Origin of the sequence: Streptomyces venezuelae (assembly GCF_008642335.1) — a bacterium.
Taxonomy (GTDB): domain Bacteria; phylum Actinomycetota; class Actinomycetes; order Streptomycetales; family Streptomycetaceae; genus Streptomyces; species Streptomyces venezuelae_F.
The window spans coordinates 3,988,971-4,015,528 of sequence record NZ_CP029191.1 but is presented as its reverse complement, the minus strand read 5'-3'; the positions used below and the strand labels follow the sequence as shown (position 1 = coordinate 4,015,528).

General features: G+C 69.4%; 27 protein-coding genes and 1 riboswitch. Of the genes, 14 read left to right on the top strand and 13 right to left on the bottom strand.

Going from position 1 to position 26,558, the window contains the following annotated elements:
• The first annotated feature begins 90 nt into the window (after nucleotides 1-90).
• Nucleotides 91-1,572, top strand: coding sequence for a replicative DNA helicase (gene dnaB / locus DEJ49_RS18070; protein ID WP_150185078.1), 1,482 nt, complete (start codon nucleotides 91-93; stop codon nucleotides 1,570-1,572).
• Between the two features lie 23 nt (nucleotides 1,573-1,595).
• Here the strand turns inward: dnaB and DEJ49_RS18065 are convergent, their stop codons facing one another.
• The gene (locus tag DEJ49_RS18065; protein WP_150185077.1) at nucleotides 1,596-2,507 is read right to left on the bottom strand and encodes an NADP-dependent oxidoreductase; all 912 of its coding nucleotides are present in this window, start codon (nucleotides 2,505-2,507) and stop codon (nucleotides 1,596-1,598) included.
• Between the two features lie 71 nt (nucleotides 2,508-2,578).
• Here DEJ49_RS18065 and DEJ49_RS18060 point away from each other — a divergent pair, with 71 nt between their 5' ends.
• The gene (locus DEJ49_RS18060; protein WP_150185076.1) at nucleotides 2,579-3,193 is read left to right on the top strand and encodes a TetR/AcrR family transcriptional regulator; all 615 of its coding nucleotides are present in this window, start codon (nucleotides 2,579-2,581) and stop codon (nucleotides 3,191-3,193) included.
• 33 nt (nucleotides 3,194-3,226) lie between these two features.
• On the opposite strand, the gene DEJ49_RS18055 is transcribed toward DEJ49_RS18060, so the two are convergent.
• Entirely contained in the window at nucleotides 3,227-4,180 is a 954-nt protein-coding gene (locus DEJ49_RS18055) for an SDR family NAD(P)-dependent oxidoreductase (protein ID WP_150185075.1), read from the bottom strand.
• A gap of 70 nt (nucleotides 4,181-4,250) precedes the next feature.
• On the opposite strand from DEJ49_RS18055, the gene DEJ49_RS18050 reads away from it, so the two are divergent.
• The 3 genes from DEJ49_RS18050 (at nucleotide 4,251) to DEJ49_RS18040 (ending at nucleotide 6,704) form a co-directional block, all read left to right on the top strand.
• Complete coding sequence (locus DEJ49_RS18050; protein WP_150185074.1) at nucleotides 4,251-4,730, top strand: MerR family transcriptional regulator; 480 nt, start codon at nucleotides 4,251-4,253, stop codon at nucleotides 4,728-4,730.
• A 63-nt stretch (nucleotides 4,731-4,793) separates the two neighbouring features.
• Nucleotides 4,794-5,258: a carboxymuconolactone decarboxylase family protein gene (locus tag DEJ49_RS18045; RefSeq protein WP_150185073.1), complete on the top strand. Its 465-nt coding sequence runs from the start codon at nucleotides 4,794-4,796 to the stop codon at nucleotides 5,256-5,258.
• 69 nt (nucleotides 5,259-5,327) lie between these two features.
• Nucleotides 5,328-6,704, top strand: a complete 1,377-nt coding sequence (locus DEJ49_RS18040) for a serine hydrolase domain-containing protein (protein WP_150185072.1) — start codon at nucleotides 5,328-5,330, stop codon at nucleotides 6,702-6,704.
• An 88-nt stretch (nucleotides 6,705-6,792) separates the two neighbouring features.
• Here the strand turns inward: DEJ49_RS18040 and DEJ49_RS18035 are convergent, their stop codons facing one another.
• Together DEJ49_RS18035 and DEJ49_RS18030 are read right to left on the bottom strand one after the other, a co-directional pair.
• Complete coding sequence (locus tag DEJ49_RS18035; RefSeq protein WP_150185071.1) at nucleotides 6,793-7,245, bottom strand: GNAT family N-acetyltransferase; 453 nt, start codon at nucleotides 7,243-7,245, stop codon at nucleotides 6,793-6,795.
• Between the two features lie 49 nt (nucleotides 7,246-7,294).
• A complete protein-coding gene (locus DEJ49_RS18030) occupies nucleotides 7,295-7,747 on the bottom strand; it encodes a MarR family winged helix-turn-helix transcriptional regulator (RefSeq protein ID WP_150185070.1) in 453 nt (150 codons plus the stop codon).
• A gap of 138 nt (nucleotides 7,748-7,885) precedes the next feature.
• On the opposite strand from DEJ49_RS18030, the gene DEJ49_RS18025 reads away from it, so the two are divergent.
• Nucleotides 7,886-9,094, top strand: coding sequence for an MFS transporter (locus DEJ49_RS18025; RefSeq protein ID WP_150185069.1), 1,209 nt, complete (start codon nucleotides 7,886-7,888; stop codon nucleotides 9,092-9,094).
• A 74-nt stretch (nucleotides 9,095-9,168) separates the two neighbouring features.
• Nucleotides 9,169-9,597: a GlcG/HbpS family heme-binding protein gene (locus tag DEJ49_RS18020; protein ID WP_150185068.1), complete on the top strand. Its 429-nt coding sequence runs from the start codon at nucleotides 9,169-9,171 to the stop codon at nucleotides 9,595-9,597.
• 124 nt (nucleotides 9,598-9,721) lie between these two features.
• On the opposite strand, the gene DEJ49_RS18015 is transcribed toward DEJ49_RS18020, so the two are convergent.
• Nucleotides 9,722-10,600: a GNAT family N-acetyltransferase gene (locus DEJ49_RS18015; RefSeq protein WP_150185067.1), complete on the bottom strand. Its 879-nt coding sequence runs from the start codon at nucleotides 10,598-10,600 to the stop codon at nucleotides 9,722-9,724.
• A 141-nt stretch (nucleotides 10,601-10,741) separates the two neighbouring features.
• Here DEJ49_RS18015 and DEJ49_RS18010 point away from each other — a divergent pair, with 141 nt between their 5' ends.
• Both DEJ49_RS18010 and DEJ49_RS18005 read left to right on the top strand, forming a co-directional pair.
• Nucleotides 10,742-11,374 carry an HAD family hydrolase gene (locus tag DEJ49_RS18010; protein ID WP_150185066.1) on the top strand — a complete coding sequence of 211 codons (633 nt, stop codon included), beginning with the start codon at nucleotides 10,742-10,744 and terminating at the stop codon, nucleotides 11,372-11,374.
• A gap of 429 nt (nucleotides 11,375-11,803) precedes the next feature.
• Nucleotides 11,804-13,231, top strand: coding sequence for a globin domain-containing protein (locus DEJ49_RS18005; protein ID WP_223832884.1), 1,428 nt, complete (start codon nucleotides 11,804-11,806; stop codon nucleotides 13,229-13,231).
• Nucleotides 13,232-13,237: 6 nt separating this feature from the next.
• Here the strand turns inward: DEJ49_RS18005 and DEJ49_RS18000 are convergent, their stop codons facing one another.
• The 4 genes from DEJ49_RS18000 to DEJ49_RS17985 all read right to left on the bottom strand — a co-directional run bounded on the left by DEJ49_RS18000 (nucleotide 13,238) and on the right by DEJ49_RS17985 (nucleotide 16,698).
• Nucleotides 13,238-13,720, bottom strand: coding sequence for an NUDIX domain-containing protein (locus DEJ49_RS18000; RefSeq protein WP_150169858.1), 483 nt, complete (start codon nucleotides 13,718-13,720; stop codon nucleotides 13,238-13,240).
• 58 nt (nucleotides 13,721-13,778) lie between these two features.
• On the bottom strand, nucleotides 13,779-14,684 hold the full coding sequence (locus DEJ49_RS17995; RefSeq protein ID WP_150185064.1) for a LysR family transcriptional regulator: 906 nt from the start codon (nucleotides 14,682-14,684) through the stop codon (nucleotides 13,779-13,781).
• A 223-nt stretch (nucleotides 14,685-14,907) separates the two neighbouring features.
• Nucleotides 14,908-16,086 carry a cystathionine gamma-lyase gene (locus tag DEJ49_RS17990; protein WP_150188311.1) on the bottom strand — a complete coding sequence of 393 codons (1,179 nt, stop codon included), beginning with the start codon at nucleotides 16,084-16,086 and terminating at the stop codon, nucleotides 14,908-14,910.
• Nucleotides 16,087-16,320: 234 nt separating this feature from the next.
• A complete protein-coding gene (locus tag DEJ49_RS17985) occupies nucleotides 16,321-16,698 on the bottom strand; it encodes a phage holin family protein (RefSeq protein WP_150185063.1) in 378 nt (125 codons plus the stop codon).
• Nucleotides 16,699-16,818: 120 nt separating this feature from the next.
• Here DEJ49_RS17985 and DEJ49_RS17980 point away from each other — a divergent pair, with 120 nt between their 5' ends.
• The 4 genes from DEJ49_RS17980 to DEJ49_RS17965 all read left to right on the top strand — a co-directional run bounded on the left by DEJ49_RS17980 (nucleotide 16,819) and on the right by DEJ49_RS17965 (nucleotide 19,109).
• Nucleotides 16,819-17,136, top strand: coding sequence for a cupin domain-containing protein (locus DEJ49_RS17980; RefSeq protein ID WP_055565768.1), 318 nt, complete (start codon nucleotides 16,819-16,821; stop codon nucleotides 17,134-17,136).
• A gap of 205 nt (nucleotides 17,137-17,341) precedes the next feature.
• The gene (locus tag DEJ49_RS17975) at nucleotides 17,342-17,563 is read left to right on the top strand and encodes a DUF5326 family protein (RefSeq protein ID WP_150185062.1); all 222 of its coding nucleotides are present in this window, start codon (nucleotides 17,342-17,344) and stop codon (nucleotides 17,561-17,563) included.
• Between the two features lie 274 nt (nucleotides 17,564-17,837).
• On the top strand, nucleotides 17,838-18,551 hold the full coding sequence (locus DEJ49_RS17970; RefSeq protein ID WP_190329615.1) for an IclR family transcriptional regulator: 714 nt from the start codon (nucleotides 17,838-17,840) through the stop codon (nucleotides 18,549-18,551).
• Between the two features lie 114 nt (nucleotides 18,552-18,665).
• Nucleotides 18,666-19,109 carry an SsgA family sporulation/cell division regulator gene (locus DEJ49_RS17965; RefSeq protein WP_190329380.1) on the top strand — a complete coding sequence of 148 codons (444 nt, stop codon included), beginning with the start codon at nucleotides 18,666-18,668 and terminating at the stop codon, nucleotides 19,107-19,109.
• 88 nt (nucleotides 19,110-19,197) lie between these two features.
• On the opposite strand, the gene DEJ49_RS17960 is transcribed toward DEJ49_RS17965, so the two are convergent.
• A complete protein-coding gene (locus DEJ49_RS17960; protein ID WP_150185061.1) occupies nucleotides 19,198-20,583 on the bottom strand; it encodes a YibE/F family protein in 1,386 nt (461 codons plus the stop codon).
• 71 nt (nucleotides 20,584-20,654) lie between these two features.
• A riboswitch (TPP riboswitch) is annotated at nucleotides 20,655-20,810 on the top strand.
• On the opposite strand from DEJ49_RS17960, the gene thiC reads away from it, so the two are divergent.
• On the top strand, nucleotides 20,803-22,590 hold the full coding sequence (gene thiC, locus DEJ49_RS17955) for a phosphomethylpyrimidine synthase ThiC (RefSeq protein ID WP_150185060.1): 1,788 nt from the start codon (nucleotides 20,803-20,805) through the stop codon (nucleotides 22,588-22,590). (Overlaps the previous riboswitch by 8 nt.)
• Nucleotides 22,591-22,691: 101 nt before the next feature.
• Here the strand turns inward: thiC and DEJ49_RS17950 are convergent, their stop codons facing one another.
• From DEJ49_RS17950 to DEJ49_RS17940, 3 genes are all read right to left on the bottom strand, one after another.
• Nucleotides 22,692-23,585 carry a hypothetical protein gene (locus DEJ49_RS17950; protein WP_150185059.1) on the bottom strand — a complete coding sequence of 298 codons (894 nt, stop codon included), beginning with the start codon at nucleotides 23,583-23,585 and terminating at the stop codon, nucleotides 22,692-22,694.
• 180 nt (nucleotides 23,586-23,765) lie between these two features.
• A complete protein-coding gene (locus DEJ49_RS17945; RefSeq protein ID WP_150185058.1) occupies nucleotides 23,766-24,821 on the bottom strand; it encodes a metallophosphoesterase in 1,056 nt (351 codons plus the stop codon).
• A 240-nt stretch (nucleotides 24,822-25,061) separates the two neighbouring features.
• On the bottom strand, nucleotides 25,062-26,183 hold the full coding sequence (locus DEJ49_RS17940; RefSeq protein ID WP_055565761.1) for a LacI family DNA-binding transcriptional regulator: 1,122 nt from the start codon (nucleotides 26,181-26,183) through the stop codon (nucleotides 25,062-25,064).
• Nucleotides 26,184-26,558: the final 375 nt, after the last annotated feature.

Here is a 26,558-nt window from a genome sequence, read left to right as displayed (position 1 = left end):
CCGGAGTTGGGCCCGCTTATTTGTCAGTGTCGTGCCGTACGAAAGAGGGGCACGGCGAGGTCCGCGCGGCGGACGGGAGGAGGTGGCCCGGTGAGTATCTCCGAGCCTTTGGACGACCCCTGGGCCGACAGCGGTCCCAGTGACCGTCTGCCCGTCTCCCGCCAGCGCCGCGACGGCGGTGGCGGCCGGGGCCGCGACGAACAGCACGATCGTGGCCGTGAGGGCGGCTGGGACGGCGGGGGATCGTCGTTCGAGCGGGTTCCCCCGCAGGACCTCGACGCGGAGCAGTCCGTGCTCGGCGGCATGCTGCTCTCGAAGGACGCGATCGCCGACGTCGTCGAGGTCCTCAAGGGCCACGACTTCTACCGGCCCGCGCACGAGACGATCTACGCCTCGATCCTCGACCTCTACGCGAAGGGCGAGCCGGCCGACCCGATCACCGTGGCGGCCGAGCTCACCAAGCGGGGTGAGATCACCAAGGTCGGTGGCGCGTCGTATCTGCACACGCTGGTGCAGACGGTGCCGACGGCGGCGAACGCGGAGTACTACGCGGAGATCGTCCACGAGCGGGCGGTGCTGCGCCGCCTCGTCGAGGCCGGCACGAAGATCACCCAGATGGGATACGCGGCCGACGGCGACGTCGACGAGATCGTCAACAGCGCCCAGGCCGAGATCTACGCCGTCACCGAGCAGCGCACCACCGAGGACTACCTGCCGCTCGGCGACATCATGGAGGGTGCCCTCGACGAGATCGAGGCGATCGGCTCGCGGTCGGGCGAGATGACCGGCGTGCCGACCGGGTTCACCGACCTCGACCAGCTCACCAACGGCCTGCACCCAGGCCAGATGATCATCATCGCGGCCCGTCCCGCCATGGGTAAGTCGACGCTGGCCCTCGACTTCGCGCGAGCCTGTTCGATCAAGCACAACATGCCGAGCGTGATCTTCTCGCTCGAAATGGGGCGCAACGAGATCGCCATGCGTCTGCTCTCCGCCGAGGCGCGCGTGGCTCTGCACCACATGCGCTCCGGCACGATGACCGACGAGGACTGGACGCGCCTCGCCCGGCGCATGCCGGACGTCTCGGCCGCCCCGCTCTACATCGACGACTCCCCGAACCTGTCGATGATGGAGATCCGCGCCAAGTGCCGCCGCCTCAAGCAGCGGAACGACCTGAAACTCGTCGTCATCGACTATCTCCAGCTGATGCAGTCGGGCGGATCCAAGCGGTCCGAGAGCCGCCAGCAGGAAGTCTCGGACATGTCGCGAAACCTGAAGCTCCTCGCCAAGGAGCTGGAGCTGCCGGTCATCGCCCTCTCGCAGCTGAACCGTGGCCCCGAGCAGCGCACCGACAAGAAGCCCATGGTCTCCGACCTGCGTGAGTCCGGCTCGATCGAGCAGGACGCGGACATGGTGATCCTGCTGCACCGCGAGGACGCGTACGAGAAGGAGTCGCCGCGCGCGGGCGAGGCGGACATCATCGTCGGCAAGCACCGTAACGGCCCCACGGCGACGATCACCGTTGCCTTCCAGGGCCATTACTCGCGCTTCGTGGACATGGCACAGACCTGACCGGCCTGTCCTGACAGGCCGGATCAGATGACGATGACGCGGCGTCCGCGTGTGTGTCCGGCCTGGCTGTCCGCCTGGGCCGCGGCCGCTTCGGTGAGCTGGTACGTCTTCGCGACCGGGATGTGGAGTCGGCCCCGCGCGATGAGGTCGGCGGCCTCGGCGAGGGCCTGCGGCACGTTCCCGGTCACGCCGGCGAACCGGACGCCGTGTTCCGGTGCGGTCAGATCGGCGATGGAGATCACCTTCTGGGGGTCGCCGGTCAGTTCGACGAGGTCGGGGATCACGCCCGAGCCGGCCAGATCGAGCGCGGCGTCGACGTGTCCGAGCTGTCGGACCCGGTCGACCCAGCCCTCTCCGTAGGTCGTGGCGAGCGCGCCCAAGCCGCGCAGGTAGTCCTGGTTGGCGGCACCGGCCGTGCCGATCGCCGTGATGCCGCGGTCGCGGGCGATCTGCAGCACCGCTGACCCGACGCCCCCGGACGCGCCGCTGACCAGCAGCGTCTGTCCCGGCTGCACACCGGACAGGCCGATGATCCGCAGCGCGGTCTCCACCACGGAGGGGTACCCGGCCGCTTCTTCGAAGGTCAGGTTCTCGGGCATCCGGGCCCAGGCCGACAGCACGGCGAACTCTGCGTACGTGCTCGAACCGCGCCCGAACACGCGGTCGCCGACCGCGACCGTGGTGACGTCCGGGCCGATTTCGTCCACCAGTCCGGCGGCGTCCTGCCCGGTCCCGGAGGGCAGCTCGGACACGTGGGTCTGCCGGAACTGTTCGGTCTGACGGAACTGGCCTTCGCGGATCCGCCAGTCCACGGGGTTCACGCCCGCCGCGCGTACGGCGATACGTATCTGGCCCGGGCCCGCGTGGGGCTCCTCGGCCTCGGTGAGCTGCAGGACATCAGGGCCGCCGTACTCGGCAAAGCTCACTCTCTTCATGGCGCCGAACGTAACACTAACCGTTAGTTTTTTGGAACTGTTACACCTTTGGTTTTGATAGCGTCAGCGCCATGACCATCCCGCCGACGCCCACCGGATCAGCCGCGCCGTCCGGCCCGAGCGCGCCGACCGGGCGCCGTGAACGCAAGAAGGCCGCGACCCGCCAGAAGATCGCCGACACTGCCATGCGGCTCTTCCTGGAGCGCGGGTACGACACGGTGGGCATCCGGGACGTGGCAGCCGAGGCCGACGTCGCCGTCACCACGCTCTTCTCCCACTTCGCCTCCAAAGAGGCCCTGGTGTTCGAGCAGGACGACCACTTCGAGCAGCGCCTCACGCAGGCGGTCACCGGAAGGGCACCGCACGAGCCGCTCATCCCCGCGCTGCGCCATGAGATCCACGCGATGGTCCGGCACTGCACCGCGGACGGCACCGCCGCGGTCTACCGCATGATCGACGAGACCCGTGCCCTGCGGGAGTACGAGGAGTCGATGCGGCTGCGCCACGCGGAGGCCCTGGCGGCCGCCATCGCCGCCGATCCCGAGCTGACCCGGACCACGACGGCGTGCCGCACGATCGCGCGGTTCGTGGTCGACGCGTACACCCTGTCCCGTGATGCAGCCGACCCGCAGGCCGCCGTGGACGAGATCTTCCGGATGATCGAGGCGGCCTGGGAGGTCGCCTGATGCCCACCGCTCGGCCTTCGGGGAGGGGCGGGTTCAGAACGCGCTGAGCCCGGTGAGTTCGCAGGACAGATCCCAGAGCCGCGCCGCCGCCTCGGGGTCCACGGCCCAGGGCTTTACGCCGCCGATCAGCATGTCGTCGGTGGTGGCCGGTTCGGCGATGTCGCAGTCCTGGCAGTACACCCCTCCCCGGCTCTCCAGCAGCGGTGAGGTCGCCGCCCACACGGCCGTCGCAGCGCCCTGCTCGGGGCTCTTGAAGCCGACGGCGGGCGTCCCGTCCGGAGTCACCCAGCCCTGTGCGAGCCACTCCTCGCGCGGGATGTGGCGCTGCAGCGGAGTGAGGATGCTGCCGGGGTGCACGGCGAAGGCGCGCAGGTCGTGGTCGGCACCGAGGCGGTTCAGGTGCAGGGAGAAGAGGGCGTTCGCGGTCTTGGACTGGGCGTAGGCCAGCCAGCGGTCGTAGCCGGCGTCGAAGTGCGGGTCGGTCCAGCGGATGTCGGAGAGGAAGTGTCCGGAGGAGGCGACGGTGACGACGCGTGCGCCGTCCGGTGCGAAGGCGGGGCGCAGGCGGTGGGCCAGCGCGAAGTGTCCGAGGTGGTTGATGGCGAAGTGCGCCTCCCAGCCGGGGCCGACGCGTGTCTCGGGGCAGGCCATCACGCCCGCGCCGTTGATGAGGATGTCGAGCGGCCGGCCGGTGTCGAGGAAGTGTTCGGAGAAGACGCGGACGCTGTCCAGGTCCGCGAGGTCGAGGGTGTGCACCTCGGTCCGGGGCAGATCGCGCAGGGCGTCTTCGGCGGTCTCCGGGCGCCGGGCGGGGACGACGACGTGCGCGCCCGCGTGGACGAGGGCGCGGGTCGTGGCGAGCCCGAGGCCCGAGTAGCCGCCGGTCACGAGAGCCGTGGTGCCCGCCAGATCCATGCCCGCGAGAACGTCGTCGGCCGTGCTGTGGGCACCGAAGCCCGTGCCGAGCTTCCGCTGTTTGTTGATCATGCTCTCGACGCTAAAACCTAGAGCGTGCGCTAGGTCAAGAGCCGCCTGACGCGCGGCGTACGGTCGCCTCATGAGCGAGAATCCGGGCGCTGTGCCCGTGGAGAACAGCGGTAGCGGGGGCGGCCTGTCCATAGGCAAGGTCGCCGAGACGACCGGCCTGAGCGTGCACGCCCTGCGCTTCTTCGAGCGGGAAGGGCTCTTCCTCCGCGACATCCCGCGGACCGGCGGAGGACAGCGGGTCTACGAACAGGCGGATGTGGACTGGCTCCTGCTGTGCGGGCGGCTGCGTCTGTCGGGCATGCCGATCGCCACGATCAAGAAGTTCGCGGCGCTCGTACGCTCAGGACCCGGCAACGAGGAGGAACGCCTGGCGCTGCTCCAGGAGCACGAGCGCGATGTACGCGCGAAGATCGACGACCTGAACGCCTGCCTGGAAGTCATCCACGGCAAGGTCACCATCTACGAGCAGCACCTGCGCGACGGGACGGCCGCCGGCCTCTGGTCGCCGCGGCCGCTCACATCTCCGCGTCGCGATTCGTCGGTGCAATGACGGACCACAACGACGCCTCTGCGGCCAACAGCGGCGCCGGGCAGACGCTTGAGGAGAAAACTCATGCAGGCTCGTATGCAGAACCCCGCCCTGATCATCCCTGAGGCCATGACGGCCTTGCTGAGCCTGTCCCAGGTCTCCAGGAAGCAGGGACTGTCCCAGGCGACGATCGAGCTGGTGCAGCTGCGCGTGAGTCAGATCAACGGAAGCAGCGTCTGCGTCGAGGGAAACGCGCGCAGTGCCGCCGCGGCGGGCGCCACGGACGTGCAGTGTTCATCGGTGGCCGCCTGGCGGAGCCTGTCCTGCTTCACGGACGCGGAACGCTCGGCCTTGGCCCTGGCGGAGGCCGCCACGCGGCTCGCCGACCGCCCCGATCCGGTGCCGGCGGCGATCTGGGACGAGGCCGCGCGGCACTTCACCGAGCGGGAGCTGGCGGCACTCGTCCTCGCCATCGGCGTGGCCAACATGCTCAACAGGATCAACATCATCACGCGGCGCTTCGCCGGCTCGCAGCCTTGGGAGTGCTGACAGGCCCGGTAGTCCTGACAGGCGCCGAATTCGCTCGACGCACGGGCGCCTCCCAGGTGAACTGGTCCCATGACGACACCCCGTGAAGAGCTGCTCCCCTCCACCCGCCGAGCCCTGCTGCACCGCCTCGCCACTGCTCAGACGGAGGGCCGGTCCCCCTCGCTGGTGGCCGCGGTGGCCCGGGACGGCGAGCTGGTGTGGGCCGGCGGCCGCAGCATGACGGACGGGCACGAGCCGGACGAGAACGTCCAGTACCGCATCGGTTCGATCACCAAGACCTTCACCGCCGTACTGGTGATGCGGCTGCGCGACGAGGGCGTGCTGGACCTGAACGACCCGCTGGAGAAGCACCTGCCGGGCACCGGAGCGGGAGAGGCCACCATCGCCGAACTCCTCGCGCACACCGGCGGGCTTGCCGCCGAGACCCCCGGAGAGTGGTGGGAGCGCACCCCGGGAACGACCCGCCCGGAGCTCGCGGACGTCCTCGGGGAGGAGCCCTTCAAGCACCCCGTCGGCAGGCTCCACCACTACTCCAACCCCGGCTATACGCTGCTGGGCTCACTGGTCGAGGCGTTGCGGGGCGCCCCGTGGGAGGACGTGCTGCGCCGCGAGGTGCTCGAACCGCTGGGGTTGACCCGTACCAGTGCGCAGCCGCAGGCCCCGCACGCAGGCGGGTGGGCCGTGCACCCGTGGGCGGACGTGATGATGCCGGAGCCCGCCGAGGACCTGGGCCTGATGGCGCCCGCCGGGCAGTTGTGGTCCACGACGGCCGACCTGGTGCGGTTCGGGCACTTCCTGGTCACGGGCGACGACCGGGTCCTCGGCGCGGATTCCGTACGGGAGATGCGGACTCCGGCGGCGCCGCTGCCGACGGGTGAGTGGGACAGGGCGTACGGGCTGGGAGTGGACCTGCTGCGGTGGGACAAGGGCAGCCTGGCGGGGCACGGCGGGTCGCTGCCGGGCTTCCTGGCCGCCCTGTGGGTGAGCGAGGCGGATGGCGTGGCCGCCGTCGCGCTCGCCAACTGCACGTCGGGGCCGCCGGTGGCGGCGTTGGCCATCGACCTGGTGAAGATCGTTTCCGAGGCCGAGCCCCGGATTCCCGAACCGTGGCGGCCGCTGCCCGATGTCGACCCGAAGGTGCTGGAGCTGGCGGGCCCTTGGTACTGGGGCACTCAGGTGCTCGTGCTGCGCCTGACGGCCGACGGCGGTGTGGAGCTGGGGCCGTTGTCCGGGTGGGGGCGTCAGGCCCGGTTCCGGCCCAATGGTGACGGCACCTGGACGGGGCTCAACGGGTATTACGCGGGGGAGCTGTTGCAGGCCGTGCGGCGGTCCGACGGTTCGGTGAGCCATCTCGACCTGGGGTCGTTCGTCTTCACCCGCAAGCCGTACGACGAGGGGGCGCCGATCCCCGGCGGGGTGGATCCGCAGGGGTGGCGCGGCTTCTAGTTCTGCTCCGTCGCGATGTGCTCGGGGAGCCGGGCCTGTTTCACGTGAAACAGGCCCGGTCGCGCGGCTGCTGCGGCTGAGTACCGCCTCAGAGAGGCAACTTGAACCCGACATGCGACGCCTGGAACCCGAGCCGTTCGTAGAAGCGGTGGGCGTCGGTGCGCGTGACATCGGACGTCAGCTGCACCAACTGGCAGTTCTGGCGCCGGGATTCGTCCACGGCCCATTCGATGAACCGGGTGCCGAGTCCGCTGCCGCGCTCGTCGGCGTGCACGCGCACCCCTTCGATGATCGAGCGGGTGGCACCCTTCCGGGAGAGCCCCGGAACGATCGTGAGCTGGAGCGTGCCGACGACGCGGCCCTCGCGCTCGGCTACGACCAGATGCTGGTTCGGGTCGTCGTTCAGCCGCTCGAAGGCCGTGACGTACGGAGTGAGGTCGTCCGGCGATTCACGTGTCGCGCCCAACGGATCATCGGCGAGCATGCCCACGATGGCGGGCAGGTCCGCGGCGGTGGCGGGGCGTATCTCAAGATCTCCCATGACGCGCAGCCTAGGGCCTGACTTCCGACACAGGCCCTAGGGGAGCGACCTACGCGCGCAGGGTTTCGACGGCGTTGACCAGCGGTGCGAGCTCCGGATTCCGGGCAGCCTCGTCGAGCGCCTCGCGTAGTGCCGCGTCGTTCGTGGGACGCGCCTCTGCGAGGAGCGCGGCACCGGCCTCACTGACGTCGGTGTAGATGCCCCGACGGTCCGTGGGGCACAGATAGCGGGCCAGCAGACCGCGCTCCTCGAGCCGGGTCACCAGGCGCGTGGTCGCGCTCTGACTCAGCACCACGGCATCGGCGACCTGCTTCATCTGCAGGTGGCCCCCCTCGCCGTCGTGCTGGCGGTTGAGCACGTCGAGAAGGCTGTACTCCCGCACGCTCAGGCCGTGCTTGGCCTGCAAAGCGCGCTCCACGTGGGCCTCGATCTTCCCGTGGAGCAGGGAAAGGGCGCACCAGCTTTGAGAGAGCGCGGTCAGTGCGGGGTCTGTCGCTGTCATGGCTCTTGGTCCTCCGTCCGGAGCGGCTGCACCCAGGGTAGTCCACCGATGCAATATCCAGCGGTTGCATATTGCCCGCGTCTGCAACTATTGTGGACGCACGTTAAGCGCACCTGCAATCGTTTGGAAGGTAGATCCATGCCTCTCGCGCTTCTGGCCCTCGCGATCGGGGCTTTCGGAATCGGAACCACCGAGTTCGTGATCATGGGGCTGCTTCCCGAGGTCGCGGGTGACTTCGGTGTCTCCATCCCGACGGCCGGCTTCCTCGTGACCGGCTACGCCCTCGGCGTCGTGCTCGGCGCTCCCCTGATGACCGCTCTCGGCACCCGGATCCCGCGCAAGCGGATGCTGATGCTGCTCATGGGCCTCTTCATCGTCGGCAACCTGCTCTCCGCGGTGGCTCCCGTCTTCGGCGTGATGCTGGCCGGCCGCGTCGTCGCCTCGCTGGCCCACGGTGCCTTCTTCGGCATCGGCTCGGTCGTGGCGGCTGAGCTGGTGGCTCCCGAGAAGAAGGCCGGAGCGATCGCCATGATGTTCTCCGGCCTGACGGTCGCCAACGTGGTCGGCGTTCCGCTCGGCACGTTCGTGGGCCAGGCCATCGGCTGGCGGATCACCTTCGTCATCGTCGCCGCCCTCGGCGTGCTCGGCCTGTTCGGCGTCGCCCGGCTCGTACCGGACCTGCCCAAGCCCGAAGGCGTACGGCTGCGTGACGAGATCGGGGCCTTCCGCAACGTACAGGTGCTGCTGGCCATGGCGATGACGGTGCTCGGCTTCGGCGGCGTCTTCGCGGCCATCACCTACATCACGCCGATGATGACGGACGTCGCCGGTTACGCGGACTCCTCCGTCACCTGGCTGCTCGTTCTCTTCGGACTCGGCATGGTCGGCGGAAACCTCGTCGGGGGCCGGTTCGCGGACCGCGCGCTGATGCCGATGCTGTACGTGTCGCTCGGCTCCCTCGCCCTGGTGCTCGCCCTGTTCACCCTCACCGCGCACAACAAGGTCACGGCCGCTGTGACGGTGCTGCTGATCGGAGCGCTGGGTTTCGCGACGGTGCCGCCGCTGCAGAAGCGCGTCCTGGACTACGCCTCGGGTGCCCCGACGCTCGCCTCCGCGGTGAACATCGGCGCCTTCAACCTGGGCAACGCGCTCTCGGCCTGGCTCGGCGGCCTCGTCATCTCCGTGGGCCTCGGCTACACCGCTCCCAACTGGGTCGGCGCGGTGCTCGCCGCCTCCGCTCTCGTCCTGGCCCTTGTTTCGGCCGCTCTGGAGCGTCGTTCCACAGCGTCCGTCCCGATCGTGGCCGCCCCGGCACCCGTCGAGCAGCGGACGCCCGTCCACCACTGACCCCACACCTCTGAAACCGCCCCCACAACCCCCCTCGGTACCCCCAAGCACTACCTCGCAAGGAGAACCCCCTCATGAGCACCACCACCCCCACCGCTGTCGCCCCGCTGACCATCGGGGACGCCGAGGCCCTCGTCACCGCGGCCCGCCGCGCCGCCGAGGAGGCCGGTGTCACGGTCAGCGTCACCATCCTCGACGCGGGCGGCCACCTCCTCGCCTTCCGACGCGACGACAGGGCCGTCCTGATCTCCGGTGAGACCAGCACCCGCAAGGCGTACACCGCCCTCCAGCTGAACGCTCCGACCGCCGACCTGGTCGACGCGGTCCAGCCCGGCGGCCTCTTCCACACCCTGCCCACCGCCCTCGACCGCCCCCTGCTCTTCATCGCGGGTGGTGTGCCGGTCCACCGTGACGGTCGGCTGATCGGCGCGGTCGGTGTCGGCGGCGGCGCGCCCGAGCAGGACCACGGCTTCGCGACGGCGGCCGTCGAGGCCCTCGTGTAGCAGGTCCGAGGCGTACGCGTACGGGCGTACGCCAACGGATGCACAAGAAGGCCCGCTCCCGGTGAACCCGGGGGCGGGCCTTCTGCGTGGGGCCGTGGTGCGAAGACTGCGATCTGCGCTCGGCTCAACCTGCCGCGACGGTCAGCGGCGCGAAACGGCGGGTCCAGTCGCCGGGCAGCTCCGGCACGCCGTACGCCATCACGGCGTTGAAGGCGACGGATTCGAGGCCGTGCCCCTTCACCCAGGCCAGCAGCTCCGCATGCCGTACGTCGATGTCGGTGCGGAGCGGCCGGTCGGTGCCGGCACCGAGGGAGGCGATGAGGGCCTTCGCGGTCTCGGTGTCCCGTGCGACGAGCGGGCCCACGACATGGGTCGCCATGTTGGGCCAGGCACCCGCGTATCCGATGATCTCGCCGCCGGCTTCCGCGACCCGCAGCTGATCCGTGAAGGCGGGGAGCCGGGTGATCACGTGCATGCGGTCGTGGCCGAAGACCTCGGTGTCGAGCCGCAGGATGGACGTCAGGTCTTCCGCGGTGGCCGGCCGGGTGACGACATCCGGCAGGTCCGCCGGGTCTCCTGCCGGAGTGAAGTGCCCCATGACCATCTCGGCCCGGCCGATCACCTCGAAGCCGAGCTGTTCGTAGAGGGGACGGCCGTTCGGCGTCGCGTGGAGGGTGAGCGGGGTGGAGCCCGCCTCCTCGACGGCGTTCCGCATCAGTCTGCGGCCGACACCCTGTCGGGCATACCGCTCGGCTACGAGGACCATGCCGATCGCCGCGAGAGCGGGGCGCCCGGGAGGGCCGTATTGGGTCACTACGTAGGTGCCCATGAGGCCGTTGCCGTCAGGGGCATCGATGCCGTAGCCCGTTCCGGCCGACAGCAGCAGGCCCCACTTGTGTTCTTCACGCGGCCAGCCCCGGTCCTCGGACAGATCGGCGCAGAGCTGCAGATCGCGGGGGGTCAGTCGGCGGATGGGCGGTGCGGAGAGGGAAGGTGTCGACACGCGGGCCAGGCTGTCTGACGTACATCCTCGGCGTCCAGCCGTTTGTGGGCAGAACCACGTAGCTTTCGGCCACGGTTCAGCTGCTCGTTTCACGTGAAACACCACGACGAGGGTCGAGCGAGGGCACTAGCCTCGGCCTACATGGCACGCCTACACCTCTTCGACCTGGACGGGACGCTGCTGCACGGCACGGCAGCTCCGGTGGAGATATCGCGTCAGCTCGGCCTGGACGCCGAGATCGCCGAACTGGAGCGCGAGTTCGTGGCAGGGCACTTGGGCTCACCCGATTATGCGGAACGGGTGCACGCCCTGTGGGCGGAGCTCACGGAGGCCCATGTGACGGCGGCCTTCGAGGGCGCTCCCTGGCTCGACGGCATCCAGGAGACCTGGGCCGAGATCCGCGATGGCGGTGACTACTGCGCGGTCATCTCCCTCTCCCCGTCCTTCTTCGTGGAGAGGCTCGCCGGATGGGGTGCGCATGCCGCGCACGGGTCGCTCTTCCCGGCCGTGCCGTTCACCGAACCCGTGAATCCCACGGGCATTCTCAACGCCGCGGCCAAGGTGAAGATCGCGGACCGTCTCTGTGAAGAGTTCGGGGTGAGCCGGAGCGACTGTGTCGCGTACGGCGACTCGCTTTCCGACCTGGAGTTGTTCGGAGCGGTGCCGGTTTCCGTGGCGGTCAATGCGGATCAACGGCTGGTGAGCCTGGCCACCCACTCCTATGTCGGGCGTGATCTCCGCAAGGCGTACGAATTGGTCCGGCAAGACCGGTAATTGAGGCAATTGGCAGGCGGCGCCCTCGAATTCGGGGGACGAAGGGAGAGGGGCTTGTGCGTTCGGCGGCTGCCGGTATGGTCGATCAAGGTCCGCGCCGGGTGCGTCTCCCCACACTCCGGAGCGCGGCGCGCAGGTGAATGAAGCCTAACGGGGCATAGAGATCCAGAACCGGTACTTCCTGTTATGCGGCCGACGCGGCGGCGGGGAATGGGATGCTGCGATGAGGGGACTGCGGTCAATGTCACATTCTCGACCTACTTGTCCGTAGGGCCCGGGGGGCCGGGGTTCAATGTGGCCATATCGGCCACCGGGACAGAAGAGCGGGAAGAGCGCGGCCAGAAGGGGCAGACGCAGAACGGGGACAGCAGGCAGCTTCCGGCAGGGAGTGCCCAGACCGACCGAGAGATGTTCGAGGCGAGGCACAACATGGACGCTCCGACCACCACGTCGGCCGATGACGGCACGCCCGGCGACGGCGGCGGCTGGTTCACCCCGCGCAAGCCGTCGAAGGGGCCGGAGGACGGGCGAATAACCACCGCCCCGACCACCCAGGAAGCTCCGGAAGACGGAGAAGCTCCGGAGGCCCCCGAAACCCGCGAAGCTCCGCAAGCAAAGGAAGCCCTCGGAGCCAGGGAAGCCCCGCGAGCCACGGAAGCCGCGCGAGCGCCCCAGCATCAGGCGTCGCCCCCACAGGCACAGTCCACCGCGCCCCTGATATCCGTCCGACAGGCGAAACCGGCGCAGAAGGCCTCAGCGGACGCCCTCCTGGTGCAGCGCACGATGGCCGAGATAGAGCCCGTCGCCGACAAGGTCACCTCGTACTTCTACGCGCTGCTCTTCACCCGCCACCCGGACCTCCGAGCCCTGTTCCCCGCGGCGATGGACACCCAACGGGACCGCATCCTCAAGGCGCTGCTGACCGCGGCCGAGCACATCGACCACACCGACGTGCTCGTCGCGTATCTGAGGAATCTCGGGCGCGGACACCGGAAGTACGGCACCCAGGCCGAGCACTATCCGGCCGTCGGCGAGTGCCTGATCGGCTCGCTGAGCCGGTACGCGAGCGCGACCTGGGACGAGGAGACCGAGGCCGCCTGGGTCCGGACGTACACGACGATCTCCCAGATCATGATCGACGCGGCGGCCGAGGACGAGATGCGCGCCCCCGCCTGGTGGTTCGCCGAAGTCGTCTCGCACGATCTCAGGACCCCTGACATCGCTGTCGTCACGGTCCGGCCCGACCAGCCGTACCCGTTCCTCGCGGGGCAGTACACGAGCCTGGAGACCCCTTGGTGGCCCCGGGTCTGGCGGCACTACTCCTTCGCGTCGGCCCCACGCCCGGACGGGCTGCTCTCCTTCCACGTCAAGGCCGTGCCGGCCGGCTGGGTCTCCAACGCCCTGGTGCACCACGCCCGCCCAGGCGACATCCTGCGCCTCGGCCCGCCGACCGGTTCGATGACCGTCGACCACACCACCGACAGCGGACTGCTCTGTCTGGGCGGCGGTACGGGCATCGCGCCCATCAAGGCTCTTGTCGAGGACGTCGCCGAGCACGGCAGGCGGCGCCCCGTAGAGGTCTTCTACGGAGCACGCACCGACCATGACCTGTACGACATCGACACGATGCTGCGCCTGCAGCGGTCCCACCCCTGGCTCGCCGTCCGGCCGGTCGTCGACCAACGGGCACAGCTGCCGGACGCCGTCCGCGAATACGGTCCGTGGAACGAGTACGACGCGTACCTCTCTGGACCGCCCGGCATGATCCGCAACGGTGTCGACGCGCTGCGGGACATCGGCATTCCGGAGGGCAGGATCCGCCACGACGCGGTGGAGGAACTGGTGGCGTCGGACTAGGAAACCTCAGCCTAGATCGGGGGCGTGCATCGCACGTACGCCCTCGATGTTGCCGTCCAAGTAGTGCCGCAGGGACAGCGGTACGAGATGGACCGAGGCAATACCGACTCTGGTGAACGGCACGTGCACGACCTCATACTCGCCGCACGGCTCCTCGACCTCCGGGCCGTGCCGCTGACCGAGGTCCATGGACTCCAGGCGGCAGACGAAAAAGTGCTGCACCTTTACGCCGGTCGCGCCGCCGTCCTCCCCGATGTGCTCGACGGTGTCGACGAAGCACGGCACGACATCGGTGATCTTGGCGCCCAGCTCCTCATGGACCTCACGGTGGAGTGCGTCGACGACGGAATCGTCCTCCGCCTCCACGCCGCCTCCCGGAGTGATCCAGTACGGATCGACGCCCGGCTTGGTGCGCTTGATCAGGATCAGGTCGTCTCCGTCCAGCAGGACGGCACGTGCGGTGCGCTTGACCACGGGTCGGACGGTCATGGGGGAAATGTGGCCCGGACTGTTCCACGTGAAACATCGTGAACCAGCCGCGCCCCCATCAAGCCCAGTCGGTTGCGGCACGCACCAACCACTCGTGCGCCCGCGCAATGTGCGGCATGACGAGTGTTCCGGTGCGCACCGCCAAGAAGTACGTACGCAGCGGAGGTACGGCGGGGTCGAGCAGGGCCACGATGTCGCCACGTTCCAGAGCCGGCGCGCAGAGATACCGGGGCAGCACGGCGAGCCCCGCCCCTGCGGTCACACAGGCGAGGACAGCCCGCAGGTCCGGCACGATGACGGCGCCCGATGCCGTGGGCCTGGCGTCGAAGACGGCCGTCCAGTAGCGGGACACGAACGGCAGCGACTCGTGGACCTCGACCACCGGAATGTCCCGGAACGCCGCCGCCGTCCGGCGACGCAGCCTGCCGCCTCCGATACGCGGCATCCAGCGCTGCTCCGCGACCAGGACGTGCTCCTCGTCGCAGAGCGGTGTCGCGGTGAGCAGCGGACCGCGTGGCCGGGCCGTGGCGATGGCCAGGTCGTGATGGCCGGCCGACAGCCCTTCCAGGGCCTCCTCCGCGTTGCCGAACGAGGCACGCAGGGCGTGGCTCTGTCCGTCCTGGCCGTCCAGAGCGGCGAGTGCGGGCAGCGCGCGCTCGGCGGTGAACTCCGGGGGCCCCACGAGGTGCAGGGTGCGTACCGAAGAGTCCTCGTCGAGACCTGTCTCGGCGATCTCCACGAGGGCGTCCAGATGCGGGGCGGCCTTGTGCGCGAGCTCGTCGCCGATGGTCGTGGGGGTCACCCCGCGGGCCTGACGCAGGAAGAGCGGCCGGCCCAACTGCCGCTCCAGAGTGCGTATCTGGGACGTGACGGCGGGCTGGGAGAGCCCGAGCAGCGCTGCGGCACGCGTGAAGGACCCGGCCCGGTGCACGGTCACGAAGGTGCGCAGCAGGGCCAGATCCATGGCGACGTGCCTCCCCTTCGTGCCCTCAGGGTGCGCCCAACCATAAATATGCCGATAGCTTTCTGTCGCTACTGTGATTGGACACTGACACAGAGTCAACTAGCCTTGTTGGCGCGGTTCTCCGGGCGCAGAACCGGAACGGTCCGAGCCACGAGGGGGGAGGCTCGGACCGTTCGTTGTACGTAGCCGCGGCGAGTGCCTCGCACGCGACTGCCGCATCCGCTCAGTCGGCCGCCGCGGCCGACTCGTCCAGCGCACGCAGCACATCCGCCAGCAGGTCGTCGGGGTCCTCGGCGCCCGCGGAGAAGCGGATGAAGCCCTCCGGAACGGCGTCGCCACCCCAGCGTCCGCGGCGTTCGGCCGTCGACCGCACACCGCCGAAGCTCGTCGCGTCGTCGACCAGCCGCAGCGCTTCGAGGAAACGCTCGGCACGTGCGCGCGTGGGCAGCGTGAACGAGAGCACGCACCCGAAGCGGCGCATCTGCCGCGCGGCGACCTTGTGCGAGGGGTCGTCGGGCAGTCCGGGGTAGCGCAGCCCGGTCACCTCGGTGCGCCCGCGCAGGGCCTCGGCGAGGATGAGGGCGTTCGCGTTCTGCCGGTCGGCCCGCAACTGCAGCGTAGCCAGCGAGCGATGCGCGAGCCAGGCTTCCATCGGGCCCGGAATCGCACCGACGATCTTGCGCCAGCGCCGCACCGACGCCATCAGCTCCGCGTCACGGCAGGCGACGTACCCCAGGAGGATGTCGCCGTGCCCGGTGAGCATCTTGGTGCCGCTCGCCACGGCGAAGTCCGCGCCGAGTTCGAGAGGACGCTGGCCGAGCGGCGTCGCCAGGGTGTTGTCGACCGCCACCAGCACGCCCCGCGCATGGGCCGCCTCGGCGAGCCGCCGCACGTCGCACACGTCGAGGCCGGGGTTGGACGGAGTCTCGATCCACAGCAGCTTGGCGCCGTCCAGGACGTCGAGCTGCGCGTCGTCACCGGTCGGAGCGGTGCGCACCTCGATGCCGTACGCCGTGAGCTGCTCGCGGACCAGCGGAAGGACCTGGTAACCGTCGTCCGGCAGGACCACGGTGTCTCCCGCGCGCAGCTGCGAGAAGAGGACCGCCGAGATCGCCGCCATGCCGGAGGCGAAGACAAGGGTCTCGACGTCCGCCCCCGCTTCCGACCCAGCTTCAGACCCTGCCTCCGTCCCCGCGTCCGGCGCCTCGAGCTCGCCGATGGCCCGCTCCAGGTGCGTCCAGGTGGGGTTCTCGTCGCGCCCGTACGCGTAGCCGCCCGTCGGGTCGCCCGGCAGGTGGAAGTGCGCGGCGAAGACCGGCCCGGGCAGCGTCGGCTCGTGCTTTACCGGCTCGGGCAGCCCGACCCGGACCGCCCGCGTGCCGTCGCCGAGGGCTGCCCGCATGCCGTCGCCGAGGGCCGCACGCGTGCCGTCATCCGTGACCGCCCGGGTGCCGTCACCAGGTCCGGTCCCGGTCCCGGCCCCGGGTCCGGTCCCGGCCCCGGGTCCGGTCCCGCTGCCGTCCTTGCGTCCCGCTTCCGTCATGCCGCCCGCCTTTCCCACTGCTGCACGTACAGCGTCGAGCAGGCCTTCGCTCGCCGCCTCCGTCATTCTCGGACACGCTCCCGGGCTGCTCGATCAGTCGTCGTCGGGCAGGGCGACGTGCAGAGCCCAGGACACGATCGAGATGATCAAGCCACCGAGGACGGCGGTCCAGAAGCCCTCGACGTGGAAGCTGACGTCGAGCTTGTCGGCGAGCCACGAGGTGAGCAGCAGCATCAGGGCGTTGACCACGAGGGTGATCAGGCCGAGGGTCAGGATGAACAGCGGGAAGGTGAGGACCTTCACCACCGGCTTGACCAGGAAGTTCACGAGCCCGAAGAGCAGGGCGACGACGATAAGTGTGCCGACCTTCTTGCCCGTGCTGTCCCCGGTCAGGGTGATCTTGTCGAGCAGCCACACGGCGACGGCCAGGGCCCCGGCGTTGGCGATCGTCTTGACTACGAAATTCTTCATGTGTCTGATCGTGGCAGACACGGGCCGGGAACGGTCGGCCCACGAAGGCCCACAAAGGACCGCGAGCAGCCCACGGCGAGCAGCGGCAACACGGTCACCAGCAAGGGGTGTACGAAGGCGATGAAGGCTTTCCGACTGGACGAGCTGGAGGCGGAGCGTGCCGCGAACGACGGCGCGTATCTGCAGTTCCTGCGGGAGCGAAACATGTCGGTCGGGCTGTACGCGCTCAACGCCGGGGACACCGACCCGCAGCAGCCGCACGGACAGGACGAGGTGTACATGGTCGTCAGCGGCCGCGCGGCGATCACCGTCGGAATGGAGACGACGCAGGTCGCACGGGGCAGCGTCGTCTACGTTCCGGCCGGTGTAGCCCACAAGTTCCACCACATCAGCGAGGACTTGAGGGTGCTCGTCGTGTTCTCTCCCCCGGAGTCCTGACCTCCTCCGCCTCCCGCCACAGCGCCCCGTTCTCCCCCGCAGGTCGACCTCCTCAGGGCTGCGACCTCGGGGTTCCCTAAGGGTCGGATCAGGGGAGGACAAGGGCTCCGAGGCCCCCGCGGAGCCCTTCGGCGCTCTAGCATCGAATGCAAGAAGCCGGGAACCTGCGGAGATTCAGGAATCAGAGCGGAGAGAGGTAAGGACGATGGCAGCCAAGGAGATCTTTGCGGGAATGCCGTGGTGGGTGAAGTGGGTGGCCGTTCCGGTCGTCGCACTCGTCGTGTTCGGCAGCTTGATAGCGACCGTGGTCGGATTCGTGGTCGGCTTGCTCTTCAAGGCGCTCATATTCGTAGCCTTGGTCGGCGGACTCATCTATGTCGTACGGAAGTTCATATCCGGCTCGTCCTCGTCGCGCACGGACTGGTGAATTTTCGCGAGAGTTCCCTCGGGCGAGGGAAGTTTCCCGGTAGGACGCCGTAAGACGGTGGCCGAGGATTAGAGTCCAACTTCCGACGTGGGGGTCGACCCCCACGCACGGGCGTACGTACGTGCACCGCTCCTCCCTCGCCACCCGGGCACGGGCGGGCTTCCACGCGCTTCGGGAGTGAACCTTGGCAGCGGTCGACACCACCAGCTCACCGGTCGACACCAGCACAGACCCTGCCGTCGGCCCCACCCTCATCGGCTCCGTGCAGCGGGCGATGCGGCTCCTGGAAGCCGCCGCGTCGCACCAGAGCGGGGCGCCCGCCAAGCAGTTGGCGCGAGAAGCGGGCCTCGCGCTCCCCACCGCGTACCACCTGCTCCGCACCCTGACCCACGAGGGATATCTGCGCCGGGACAAGGGCCTGTTCGTGCTCGGCGAGGCAGCCGAGCGGCTGAGCAGCAGCGGGGCGCAACAGAACCGGCGCGCACGGATCAACGAGACCCTGGCGCACCTGCGGGACACTCTCGGCGTCCCCATGTACTTCGCCGTCTACCGAGAGGGGGAGATCGACGTCGTGGCTGTCGCGGACACCCCGGGCAACCCCGCCGTCGAGGAGTGGGCGGACTTCCGGGAGACCGGGCATGCCCACGCGATCGGGCAGTGCCTGCTGGGCCAGCTCGACGACGAGGCGCGACAGGACCACCTCGACCGCTACCCGGTTCAGTCGATCACGCGCTACTCGGTCCGGGACGACCGGGCGTTCATCCGGCGGCTCGACTCGATGGAGCGCATGCGGCCCGTCGTGGAGCGGCAGGAGTACGCGCTCGGGACACTCTGCGCGGCCGTCCCGATCATGGCCGGCGACACCGCGGCGACCATGGCCATTTCCGTCCCCTCCGCGCAGGCCGACCGACTGCTGCCGACAGCCGAGAAGTTGCAGCGGGAGATCGGAAAGCTACTAGGGACACTCGCTTTCTCTATCAGCATCTGAAAACTCACTCCTTGTGATCCAGTGCTCACGTTAAGCAAGATGCGGAGGGTGTCAGGGAGCTGGTTCCTGGCCACGTGAGGGCCTCGAGGGCCAAGTGACGGGGTAGGGCGCGCGATGGGCGAGACCGAGACGGTGCAGGCAGAGGTCATGATGAGCTTCCTCGTTTCCGAGGAGCTGTCGTTCCGCATCCCGGTGGAGTTGCGTTACGAGCTCGAGGATCCCTATGCGGTGCGGCTGACGTTCCACTTGCCGGGTGACGCGCCGGTGACCTGGGCCTTCGGCAGGGAGTTGTTGATCGACGGGGTGGGCAGGCCGTGTGGGGACGGGGATGTGCGCGTCGAGCCCACGGATTCCCTGATGCTGGACGAAGCCCTGATCCGGCTTCAGGTCGGCGGGGACCAGGCGCTGTTCAGGGTGGGCATCCCTCCGCTGCTCGCCTTCCTCGACCGTACGGACAAGTTGGTGCCGCTGGGGCAGGAGCGGGCGCTGGCCGACTTCGAGGCGCACCTCGACGAGACGCTCGACCGCATCCTCGCGGAGGAGCAGAACGCGGGTTGAACCGCTGACGTCAACGGACGGAGACCTACGGCATTTTGGTGCATTTCATGAGGTCGAGACCGAGGCCGACGCCCTGCGCGTTCCGAAGCTAACGCTTGCGGCGCCGGCCCTTCCCCCCGCGGGAAGCCCGGGTCGACCCGCCCGCCGCGGTCCGCCCCGGAGGGGTGGAGCGGTCCGCCGAGACGACCAGGGCGGCCAGCGCGGTCGTCACCGGCACCGAGGCGACCAGGCCGATGGAGCCGATCAGGGTGCGCACGATCTCCTCGGCGACCAGCTCGCTGTTGGCCACCGTGCCCACGCTGGACTGGGCGATGGAGAACAGGAGCAGCAGGGGGAGTGCGGCGCCCGCGTAGGCGAGGACGAGGGTGTTGACGACCGAGGCGATGTGGTCGCGGCCGATGCGGATGCCCGCGCGGTACAGGCCACGCCAGCCCATCGTCGGGTTGGCCTGATGCAGCTCCCAGACCGCGGAGGTCTGGGTGACCGTCACGTCGTCGAGGACGCCGAGCGAACCGATGATGACGCCCGCGAGCAGCAGACCGCTCATGTCGATGGACGGGTACAGGCCATGGATGAGGCCGGTGTTGTCGTCCGTGTTGCCGGTGAGGGCGGCCCAGCCGATGAAGAGTGAGCCGAGCAGGCCGATGAGGAGGAGGGAGATGAGCGTGCCGAGTACCGCGACGGAGGTCCGTGCTGTCAGGCCGTGGCAGAGATAGAGCGCGATCAGCATGATGGCGCTCGCTCCGATCACCGCCACGACCAGGGGATTCGAGCCCTGGAGGATCGCGGGAAGGATGAAGAACGTGAGCACCATGAAGCTGATGGCGAGGGCGACCAGCGCCATCACACCGCGGAGCCGGCCCACGACGACGACGGCGAGTGCGAAGATGCCGGCGAGCAGCGCCATCGGGATCTTGCGGTTCACGTCGGTGACGGAGTACTGCAGTCCTTCGGGGGCCTTGGGCTCGTAGGCGACCACCACCTCTTGGCCCTGCTTCAGCTGGCGCGGGGAGTCCGGCTGGATGATCTCGACGAAGGTACGGCCCTTGTCCTCGCCGCTGGTGACCTCGATCGTCGCCTTCTTGCAGATGCCTGTGGCCGTGGACTGCGCGGACTGGCCCTCGGCGGTGGACGTGTCGCCGTTCGGCGGGGTCTGCGAGGGACTGAGCTCCTTGCAGGGCAGTTCCTGCACCTTCGTGACCTTCGCCGACTGCGTCTGCCGGTCGAAGCCGACGCCGGTGCGTTCGTGGCTCGGCGTGCCACCGGGCCAGAGCACCACGAGGCCGACGACGACCGCGGTGGCGAAGGGGATCAGTACGGCGGCGATGACCTTGCGCAGGTGCTGGGAGACCGGCGCGGCGGGGCCGTGACTGTGGGAATGCCCGTGTCCGTGGCCGTGTCCATGGCCCTCCGGCGGCGTCCCGGAGACGGGCGGCTGCGGGGGCGGCGGGGGCGGCGGCTCTGTGGTGGTCACTGCCCGATCATCGCAAGAACGGGAGGGGCCCTCTGTTCAGCGCGCCCGACATGACGCTAGCGTGGAGCCACCTTTGCAATCGCGGGAGCTCGGAGCACCGGGCTGAGAGGGCGCTGACCTCCGTACGAAGCGGCACAAAAAGTGCACGAGCCGTACGGGATCCGCTGCGTCGACCGCCGAACCTGTTACCGGGTAATGCCGGCGTAGGGAGTAGGTCTCATGACCACATCGGACGCACGCACGCCTGCCTCGACGCAGATCCAGGGCGACGAGGCCGGGAAGTCCATCGGCTGGCACAAGGCGTATGTCGAGGGTTCGCGCCCCGACCTGCGCGTGCCGGTCCGCCAGGTGCACCTCACCAATGGCAAGGCCGTCACCCTGTACGACACTTCGGGCCCGTACACCGACCCGTCGGCCGAGACCGACGTCCGCCGCGGGCTGCCGCCGCTGCGGGAGAACTGGATCATCGCCCGCGGCGACACGGAGGAGTACGTGGGCCGCCCGCCGCGTCCCGAGGACGACGGCATCAAGCACACCTCGCCCCGCGGTGGGCTCAAGAACCTCGACGCGGTCTTCCCCGGCCGCCCCCGCCAGCCGCGCCGCGGCCGTGACGGGCAGGCGGTGACGCAGCTCGCGTACGCCAGGCGCGGGGAGATCACGCCCGAGATGGAGTTCATCGGGATCCGCGAGGGCATGGACCCGGAGATCGTGCGCGAGGAGGTCGCCGCGGGCCGCGCGGTGATTCCCGCCAACGTGAACCACCCGGAGATCGAGCCGATGATCATCGGCAAGAAGTTCCTGGTGAAGGTGAACGCGAACATCGGCAACTCCGCGGTGACCTCCTCCATCGAGGAGGAGGTGGACAAGATGACCTGGGCGACCCAGTGGGGCGCCGACACGGTCATGGACCTCTCCACCGGGCGCAACATCCACACCACCCGCGAGTGGGTCCTGCGCAACTCCCCCGTGCCGATCGGCACCGTCCCCCTCTACCAGGCCCTGGAGAAGGTCGACGGCAAGGCCGAGGAGCTGACCTGGGAGATCTACAAGGACACGGTCATCGAGCAGGCCGAGCAGGGCGTGGACTACATGACGGTCCACGCGGGCGTGCGCCTCCCGTACGTACCGCTCACCGCGCGCCGCAAGACCGGCATCGTCTCGCGCGGCGGCTCGATCATGGCCGCTTGGTGCCTCGCGCACCACAAGGAGAGCTTCCTCTACGAGCACTTCGAGGAGCTGTGCGAGATCCTCGCGGCGTACGACGTGACGTACTCGCTCGGCGACGGCCTGCGGCCCGGTTCGATCGCGGACGCCAACGACGAGGCGCAGTTCGCCGAGCTGCGGACGCTCGGGGAACTCAACACGATCGCCAAGCGTCACAACGTACAGACGATGATCGAGGGCCCCGGTCACGTCCCGATGCACAAGATCAAGGAGAACATCGACCTCCAGCAGGAGATCTGCGAAGAGGCGCCGTTCTACACGCTCGGCCCGCTGACCACGGACATCGCGCCTGCCTACGACCACATCACCTCCGGCATCGGCGCCGCGATGATCGGCTGGTGGGGCACGGCGATGCTCTGCTACGTCACGCCGAAGGAGCACCTGGGCCTGCCCAACCGCGACGACGTGAAGACGGGCGTCATCACGTACAAGATCGCGGCGCACGCGGCGGACCTCGCCAAGGGGCACCCGGGCGCACAGGACTGGGATGACGCGCTGTCGGACGCGCGCTTCGAGTTCCGCTGGGAGGATCAGTTCAATCTGGCCCTCGACCCGGTCACGGCGCGGGAGTTCCACGACGAGACCCTGCCGGCCGAGCCCGCGAAGACGGCGCACTTCTGCTCGATGTGCGGGCCGAAGTTCTGCTCGATGAAGATCTCGCAGGACATCCGGCGCCAGCACGGCGGAGACCTCGGCTCCGAGGACATCGAGGCCGGCATGGAGCAGAAGTCCAAGGAGTTCGCGGCCGCGGGCAACCGGGTCTATCTGCCGATCGCCGACTGAGGCACCGTGGCCCATGGCTCCGTGGTCCCGCGCCCCCAGTGGGGTGGCGGGGCCACGAAGCGGTGGTACAGCCCCGAGGCGGTGCGGTTTCGGCCGGGCCGTTACTCCGGCTTGTGGTCGGGCCCGCCGAAGTCGGGGCTGGAGAAGTCGGGGCTCGAGTAGCTCGGACGCGGGCCCGCGGGGCCGCCGTCCGGGCTGCTGAACCCCGGCCTGTGATAGCCGAGTTGAGGCATCCGGCCGTTGGCGCCGGTGCCGCCCGGCTTCCCCGACGGCGTACGGGCGGCGGGAGCACCGCCCGGCTCCCTCAGGGCCTCCCGGAGGAACGGCACGACGCCACGTTCGAGGAGCGCCCGGCCCCAGTCTTCCCTGGCCCGGGACACCTCCTCGTGCCGCTCGCCGTGTAGCCCCGCCGGGAGCGAGGTGGATCCGTTGCGCAGGGCGGTCAGAAGCAGACCGACCGCGGCGACCAGGATGCCCCCCGCGGTGAGCGCGCCGAACAGCCATCCCGCGGTGAGCAGGGTGTCCGCGAAGGCGGGCTCGGGGTTGAGCATCTTCAGGATGTAGCCGACGAGCAGGAATATCGCGGCGGCCGTCCCCGCGAGAACGGGTGCGAGGACCGCGACCACGGCGATCGCTCCGGCGCCCGCCGCTGCCGCCGGTTCGGCGACCTCGCCCATCGTCGTGGCGAGGCCGACGCCGCCGGAGCCCGACTCCGCGGCGCTCTGTCCGCTCCCTTCGCGGATCGAGGTGGATGTCGGTCGAGGTTCGCGCAACTCCTCGCGAACCTTCACGTAGTGCGCGTACTCGACCGCGGCTGCGGCCGTGATCAGTGCTGTCGCGTTCAGGGCCATGGTGCGCAGTTGTTCGGTGTTGAGCCGCCGGCCCACTGCGGCGAGTTCGGGACGTTCAGGTGCGGTGCGCAGCGCCTCGTCGAGGATCCGCTCGTATTCGGGGCGGTCCTCATTGAGCAGGTGTGGAGCGCTGTTCATGTGCATCCCCCGATGCTCCGTAGGGCTGAGGCTCGCATGGCTACGAGCCGTTGGGCAGAAACGGAGGGGAGCCTGCTACGGATAAGCCGATGGTAGAGCCGTGACGGCACGCGGTGACAGGGGGTTTCCGGAAATTGCCCCCCTGGCCAGCGTGATCGTGTAGAGGGGCGTGTGCTCGACGAACGTTCAGACAGACAGCGGGAGTTGGCAGACCAGCAGCTTTCCGGCCATGGTCACCCCGCCGTCCATGGCGATGGCCAGACCGTCGGCGTAGACATGCGGACCCTCGATGACCGGACCCGCGCCGTCCGACTCGTCCTCGGAGCCGACGTCACCCAGGAGGTAGGGGATGGGGCTGTGGCCGTGGACGATGCGTGTGCCGCCGTACATGTCCAGGAGTTCGCGTACGGCCGAGGGGCCCGACTCGTCGCGGAACGCGAAGCGCTTGGTGAACTTGCGGAAGAGGTCCCAGCATTCGTCCGCGTCGTTGCGCGTGAGGGTCTCCCGGATGGTGTCGTTCACCGCCTCGATCGAGTCACCGTAATCCAGATAGGCGGTGGTGTCGGAGTGCACGAGCAGGTGGCCGTCGGCCTCCTCCATCGCGTCGAGGCGGGCCATCCACTGGAGGTGGTGGTCCTCCAGACGCTCCATGTCGGTCTTCTGCCCGCCGTTCAGGAGCCAGGCGGCCTGGAAGGTGGCGGTGCCGGCGCCCGAGTTCACCGGGGTGTCGCCGAAGCGTTTGGCGCCGAGCAGGAGCAGCTCGTGGTTGCCCATGAGTGCCTTGCAGTAGCCGCCGGCGGCGGCGGCCTCCGCGGAGAGCCGCATCACGAGGTCGATGACGCCGATGCCGTCGGGCCCGCGGTCGGTGAAGTCGCCGAGGAACCAGAGGCGCGCGTTGCCCGCGGACCAGTTGCCCTCGGCGTCGAGGAGGCCCTGCTCCTGGAGGGCCGCGACGAGCTCGTCCAGGTAACCGTGGACATCGCCGACGACGAACAGCGGGCCGTACTCCTCGCTCGCCCGCGGCTGCGGGGGCTCCGGCATGACCTGCACCTGGACGGTGTCGCCGCGGTTGATGACGGGCAGGTCGCGCTGGGTCGGCGTGTACCCCTCGTCCGGCGCTGCGCCTGGCGCGCCGGGGTTCACCGGGGCGGGTCCGGTCGTCTCATGGATGTACGCGGGAACGCGGAAGTCGCGCAGCGTCGCCGTCCGCACATCGGGTCCCTGACCGGCCCCCTGAGTCATCGACCCCTCCACCACCATTGCGCCGCATCTGCACCGAGATCGGACTGCTTGGTCGAAGCGGCCCGCGGTGTCGTCCGCCCATCATAGGAATGCGGCTCCCGCTGTGTGGTGCACCAGGGGTGGTGAATCGGTGCCGGACCTTGATTCACCGCGCTTTTCTCCCGAATTGGGCAGAGGTTTCCCCGCTGGTCGCGGGTTGGATGCCTGCCTCTGCCCGGGTCGGGGTGTGGGCGGGAGCGATCAGCCGGAGCCGGGCGAGCGGGGCGGGCTGACCGTCGTGCGCGGCGGTCGTCGCTCGGACGAGGTGCGCACGATCAGTTCGGTCGGTATCACCTGCTCGACCGGGCGTCCCGAGTCGAGGCCTTCGATGGCGTCGATCAGCAGCTGGACGACGGCTGTGCCGATGCGCCGGGGTTTGAGGGAGAGCGTGGTGATGGGTGGTTCGGTGGTGGCGTAGACCGTGGACTCGCTGCAGCAGACGAGCAGGAGGTCGTCGGGGACGCGCAGGCCGTAGCGCCGGGCGGCGGCGAGCAGGTCGGTGCCGTTGGGGTCGAAGAGGCCGTAGACGGCGTCGGGCCGGTCGGGTCTGGCCAGGAGCCGGTCGGCGGCGACGGCGCCCGCGCACGGGTCGTGGGCGGGGTAGGACTCGTAGACGGGGTCCTGGCCGACGCGTTCGCACCAGCGCAGGTAGGCGGTGGTGGACAGGTGGGTGTACGTGTCCGTGGTGGTGCCGGTGAGCAGGCCGATCCGGCGGGCGCCGGCGGCGGCCAGGTGGTCGAGGATCTCCAGGACCGCCGCCTCGTGGTCGTTGTCGACCCAGGCCGTGACCGGCAGGGACCCCGCCGGACGTCCGTCGGAGACCACGGGCAGGCCCTGTCGGACCAGCTCACTGACCACGGGGTCGTGGTCGGAGGGGTCGACGACCACGGTGCCGTCGAGTGCGACGTTCGACCACACGTCCACGGGGCTGCGCCGGGAGGTGGCGGGGAGGATGACCAGGGCGTAGCCCCGGGCCAGGGCGGCCGAGGTGGCGGCTCTGGCCATCTCGGCGAAGTAGGCGAATTCGGTGAAGGTGAAAGGTTCATCCCCGTACGTCGTCACGGTCAGGCCGATGAGGCCCGACTTGCCGGTACGGAGGGTGCGGGCCGCGGCGGACGGGCGGTAGCCCAGCCGCTCTGCGACCTCGCGGACGTGGCGTCGGGTGGCGTCGGGCAGCCGACCCTTGCCGTTGAGGGCGTCGGAGACAGTCGTGATGGAGACACCGGCTGCGGCGGCGACGTCTCTGATGCCCGCTCGACTCTGCCGGTTGCCCCGGCGTGCGGTCTCCGCTCGGCTCACCTGGTGCTTCCCTGCTGCTGTCATGGCGAGCCGATAGTAGGGCTCATGAGGGTGGGTAGCAGGGGCGCATATTCACTCGTTGACAGGCACGTTTCTGCATGGCCGGAGCGGGTCAATGACCTTGGAATGCAAGGGAGTTGCGACGATCCGGCAGTAGCTGCACCTGATCGTCGCGCGCGGGCCTGCCAAAGGTGTCAGGTCTCGAAGAGGTCTCAACTCACCTTCACGAGGGACGCGCGCCACGGAGTGAGCCACCGGCGCGCACGGGAGCATGGGGCGCTCCCCCCTCTCCGCGCGCCTCGCGCAGGGGGTGGTTCCGGAGGGTTCGTACGCGGATTCCGGCAGCCCATTCGCAGCGGGGCCGAATCCTCATAAGGTAAGCAGTATTCGAACTGATGT

Bases quoted from the DNA above. Each gene is read 5' to 3' on its own strand.
- DEJ49_RS18025 (WP_150185069.1), top strand. From the start codon at position 7,886: ATGCCTCTCGCGCTTCTGGCCCTCGCGATCGGGGCTTTCGGAATCGGA.
- DEJ49_RS17975 (WP_150185062.1), top strand. From the start codon at position 17,342: ATGGCAGCCAAGGAGATCTTTGCGGGAATGCCGTGGTGGGTGAAGTGG.
- DEJ49_RS17985 (WP_150185063.1), bottom strand. From the start codon at position 16,698: ATGAAGAATTTCGTAGTCAAGACGATCGCCAACGCCGGGGCCCTGGCC.
- DEJ49_RS17940 (WP_055565761.1), bottom strand. From the start codon at position 26,183: ATGACAGCAGCAGGGAAGCACCAGGTGAGCCGAGCGGAGACCGCACGC.
- DEJ49_RS18035 (WP_150185071.1), bottom strand. From the start codon at position 7,245: ATGGGAGATCTTGAGATACGCCCCGCCACCGCCGCGGACCTGCCCGCC.
- DEJ49_RS18040 (WP_150185072.1), top strand. From the start codon at position 5,328: ATGACGACACCCCGTGAAGAGCTGCTCCCCTCCACCCGCCGAGCCCTG.
- DEJ49_RS18000 (WP_150169858.1), bottom strand. From the start codon at position 13,720: ATGACCGTCCGACCCGTGGTCAAGCGCACCGCACGTGCCGTCCTGCTG.
- DEJ49_RS17950 (WP_150185059.1), bottom strand. From the start codon at position 23,585: ATGCACATGAACAGCGCTCCACACCTGCTCAATGAGGACCGCCCCGAA.
- DEJ49_RS17995 (WP_150185064.1), bottom strand. From the start codon at position 14,684: ATGGATCTGGCCCTGCTGCGCACCTTCGTGACCGTGCACCGGGCCGGG.
- DEJ49_RS17965 (WP_190329380.1), top strand. From the start codon at position 18,666: ATGGGCGAGACCGAGACGGTGCAGGCAGAGGTCATGATGAGCTTCCTC.
- DEJ49_RS18045 (WP_150185073.1), top strand. From the start codon at position 4,794: ATGCAGGCTCGTATGCAGAACCCCGCCCTGATCATCCCTGAGGCCATG.
- DEJ49_RS18065 (WP_150185077.1), bottom strand. From the start codon at position 2,507: ATGAAGAGAGTGAGCTTTGCCGAGTACGGCGGCCCTGATGTCCTGCAG.
- DEJ49_RS18010 (WP_150185066.1), top strand. From the start codon at position 10,742: ATGGCACGCCTACACCTCTTCGACCTGGACGGGACGCTGCTGCACGGC.
- DEJ49_RS17970 (WP_190329615.1), top strand. From the start codon at position 17,838: ATGCGGCTCCTGGAAGCCGCCGCGTCGCACCAGAGCGGGGCGCCCGCC.
- thiC (WP_150185060.1), top strand. From the start codon at position 20,803: ATGACCACATCGGACGCACGCACGCCTGCCTCGACGCAGATCCAGGGC.
- DEJ49_RS18050 (WP_150185074.1), top strand. From the start codon at position 4,251: ATGAGCGAGAATCCGGGCGCTGTGCCCGTGGAGAACAGCGGTAGCGGG.
- DEJ49_RS17945 (WP_150185058.1), bottom strand. From the start codon at position 24,821: ATGACTCAGGGGGCCGGTCAGGGACCCGATGTGCGGACGGCGACGCTG.
- DEJ49_RS18005 (WP_223832884.1), top strand. From the start codon at position 11,804: ATGGACGCTCCGACCACCACGTCGGCCGATGACGGCACGCCCGGCGAC.
- DEJ49_RS18055 (WP_150185075.1), bottom strand. From the start codon at position 4,180: ATGATCAACAAACAGCGGAAGCTCGGCACGGGCTTCGGTGCCCACAGC.
- DEJ49_RS18020 (WP_150185068.1), top strand. From the start codon at position 9,169: ATGAGCACCACCACCCCCACCGCTGTCGCCCCGCTGACCATCGGGGAC.
- DEJ49_RS17990 (WP_150188311.1), bottom strand. From the start codon at position 16,086: ATGCGGGCAGCCCTCGGCGACGGCACGCGGGCGGTCCGGGTCGGGCTG.
- DEJ49_RS18030 (WP_150185070.1), bottom strand. From the start codon at position 7,747: ATGACAGCGACAGACCCCGCACTGACCGCGCTCTCTCAAAGCTGGTGC.
- DEJ49_RS17980 (WP_055565768.1), top strand. From the start codon at position 16,819: ATGAAGGCTTTCCGACTGGACGAGCTGGAGGCGGAGCGTGCCGCGAAC.
- DEJ49_RS18060 (WP_150185076.1), top strand. From the start codon at position 2,579: ATGACCATCCCGCCGACGCCCACCGGATCAGCCGCGCCGTCCGGCCCG.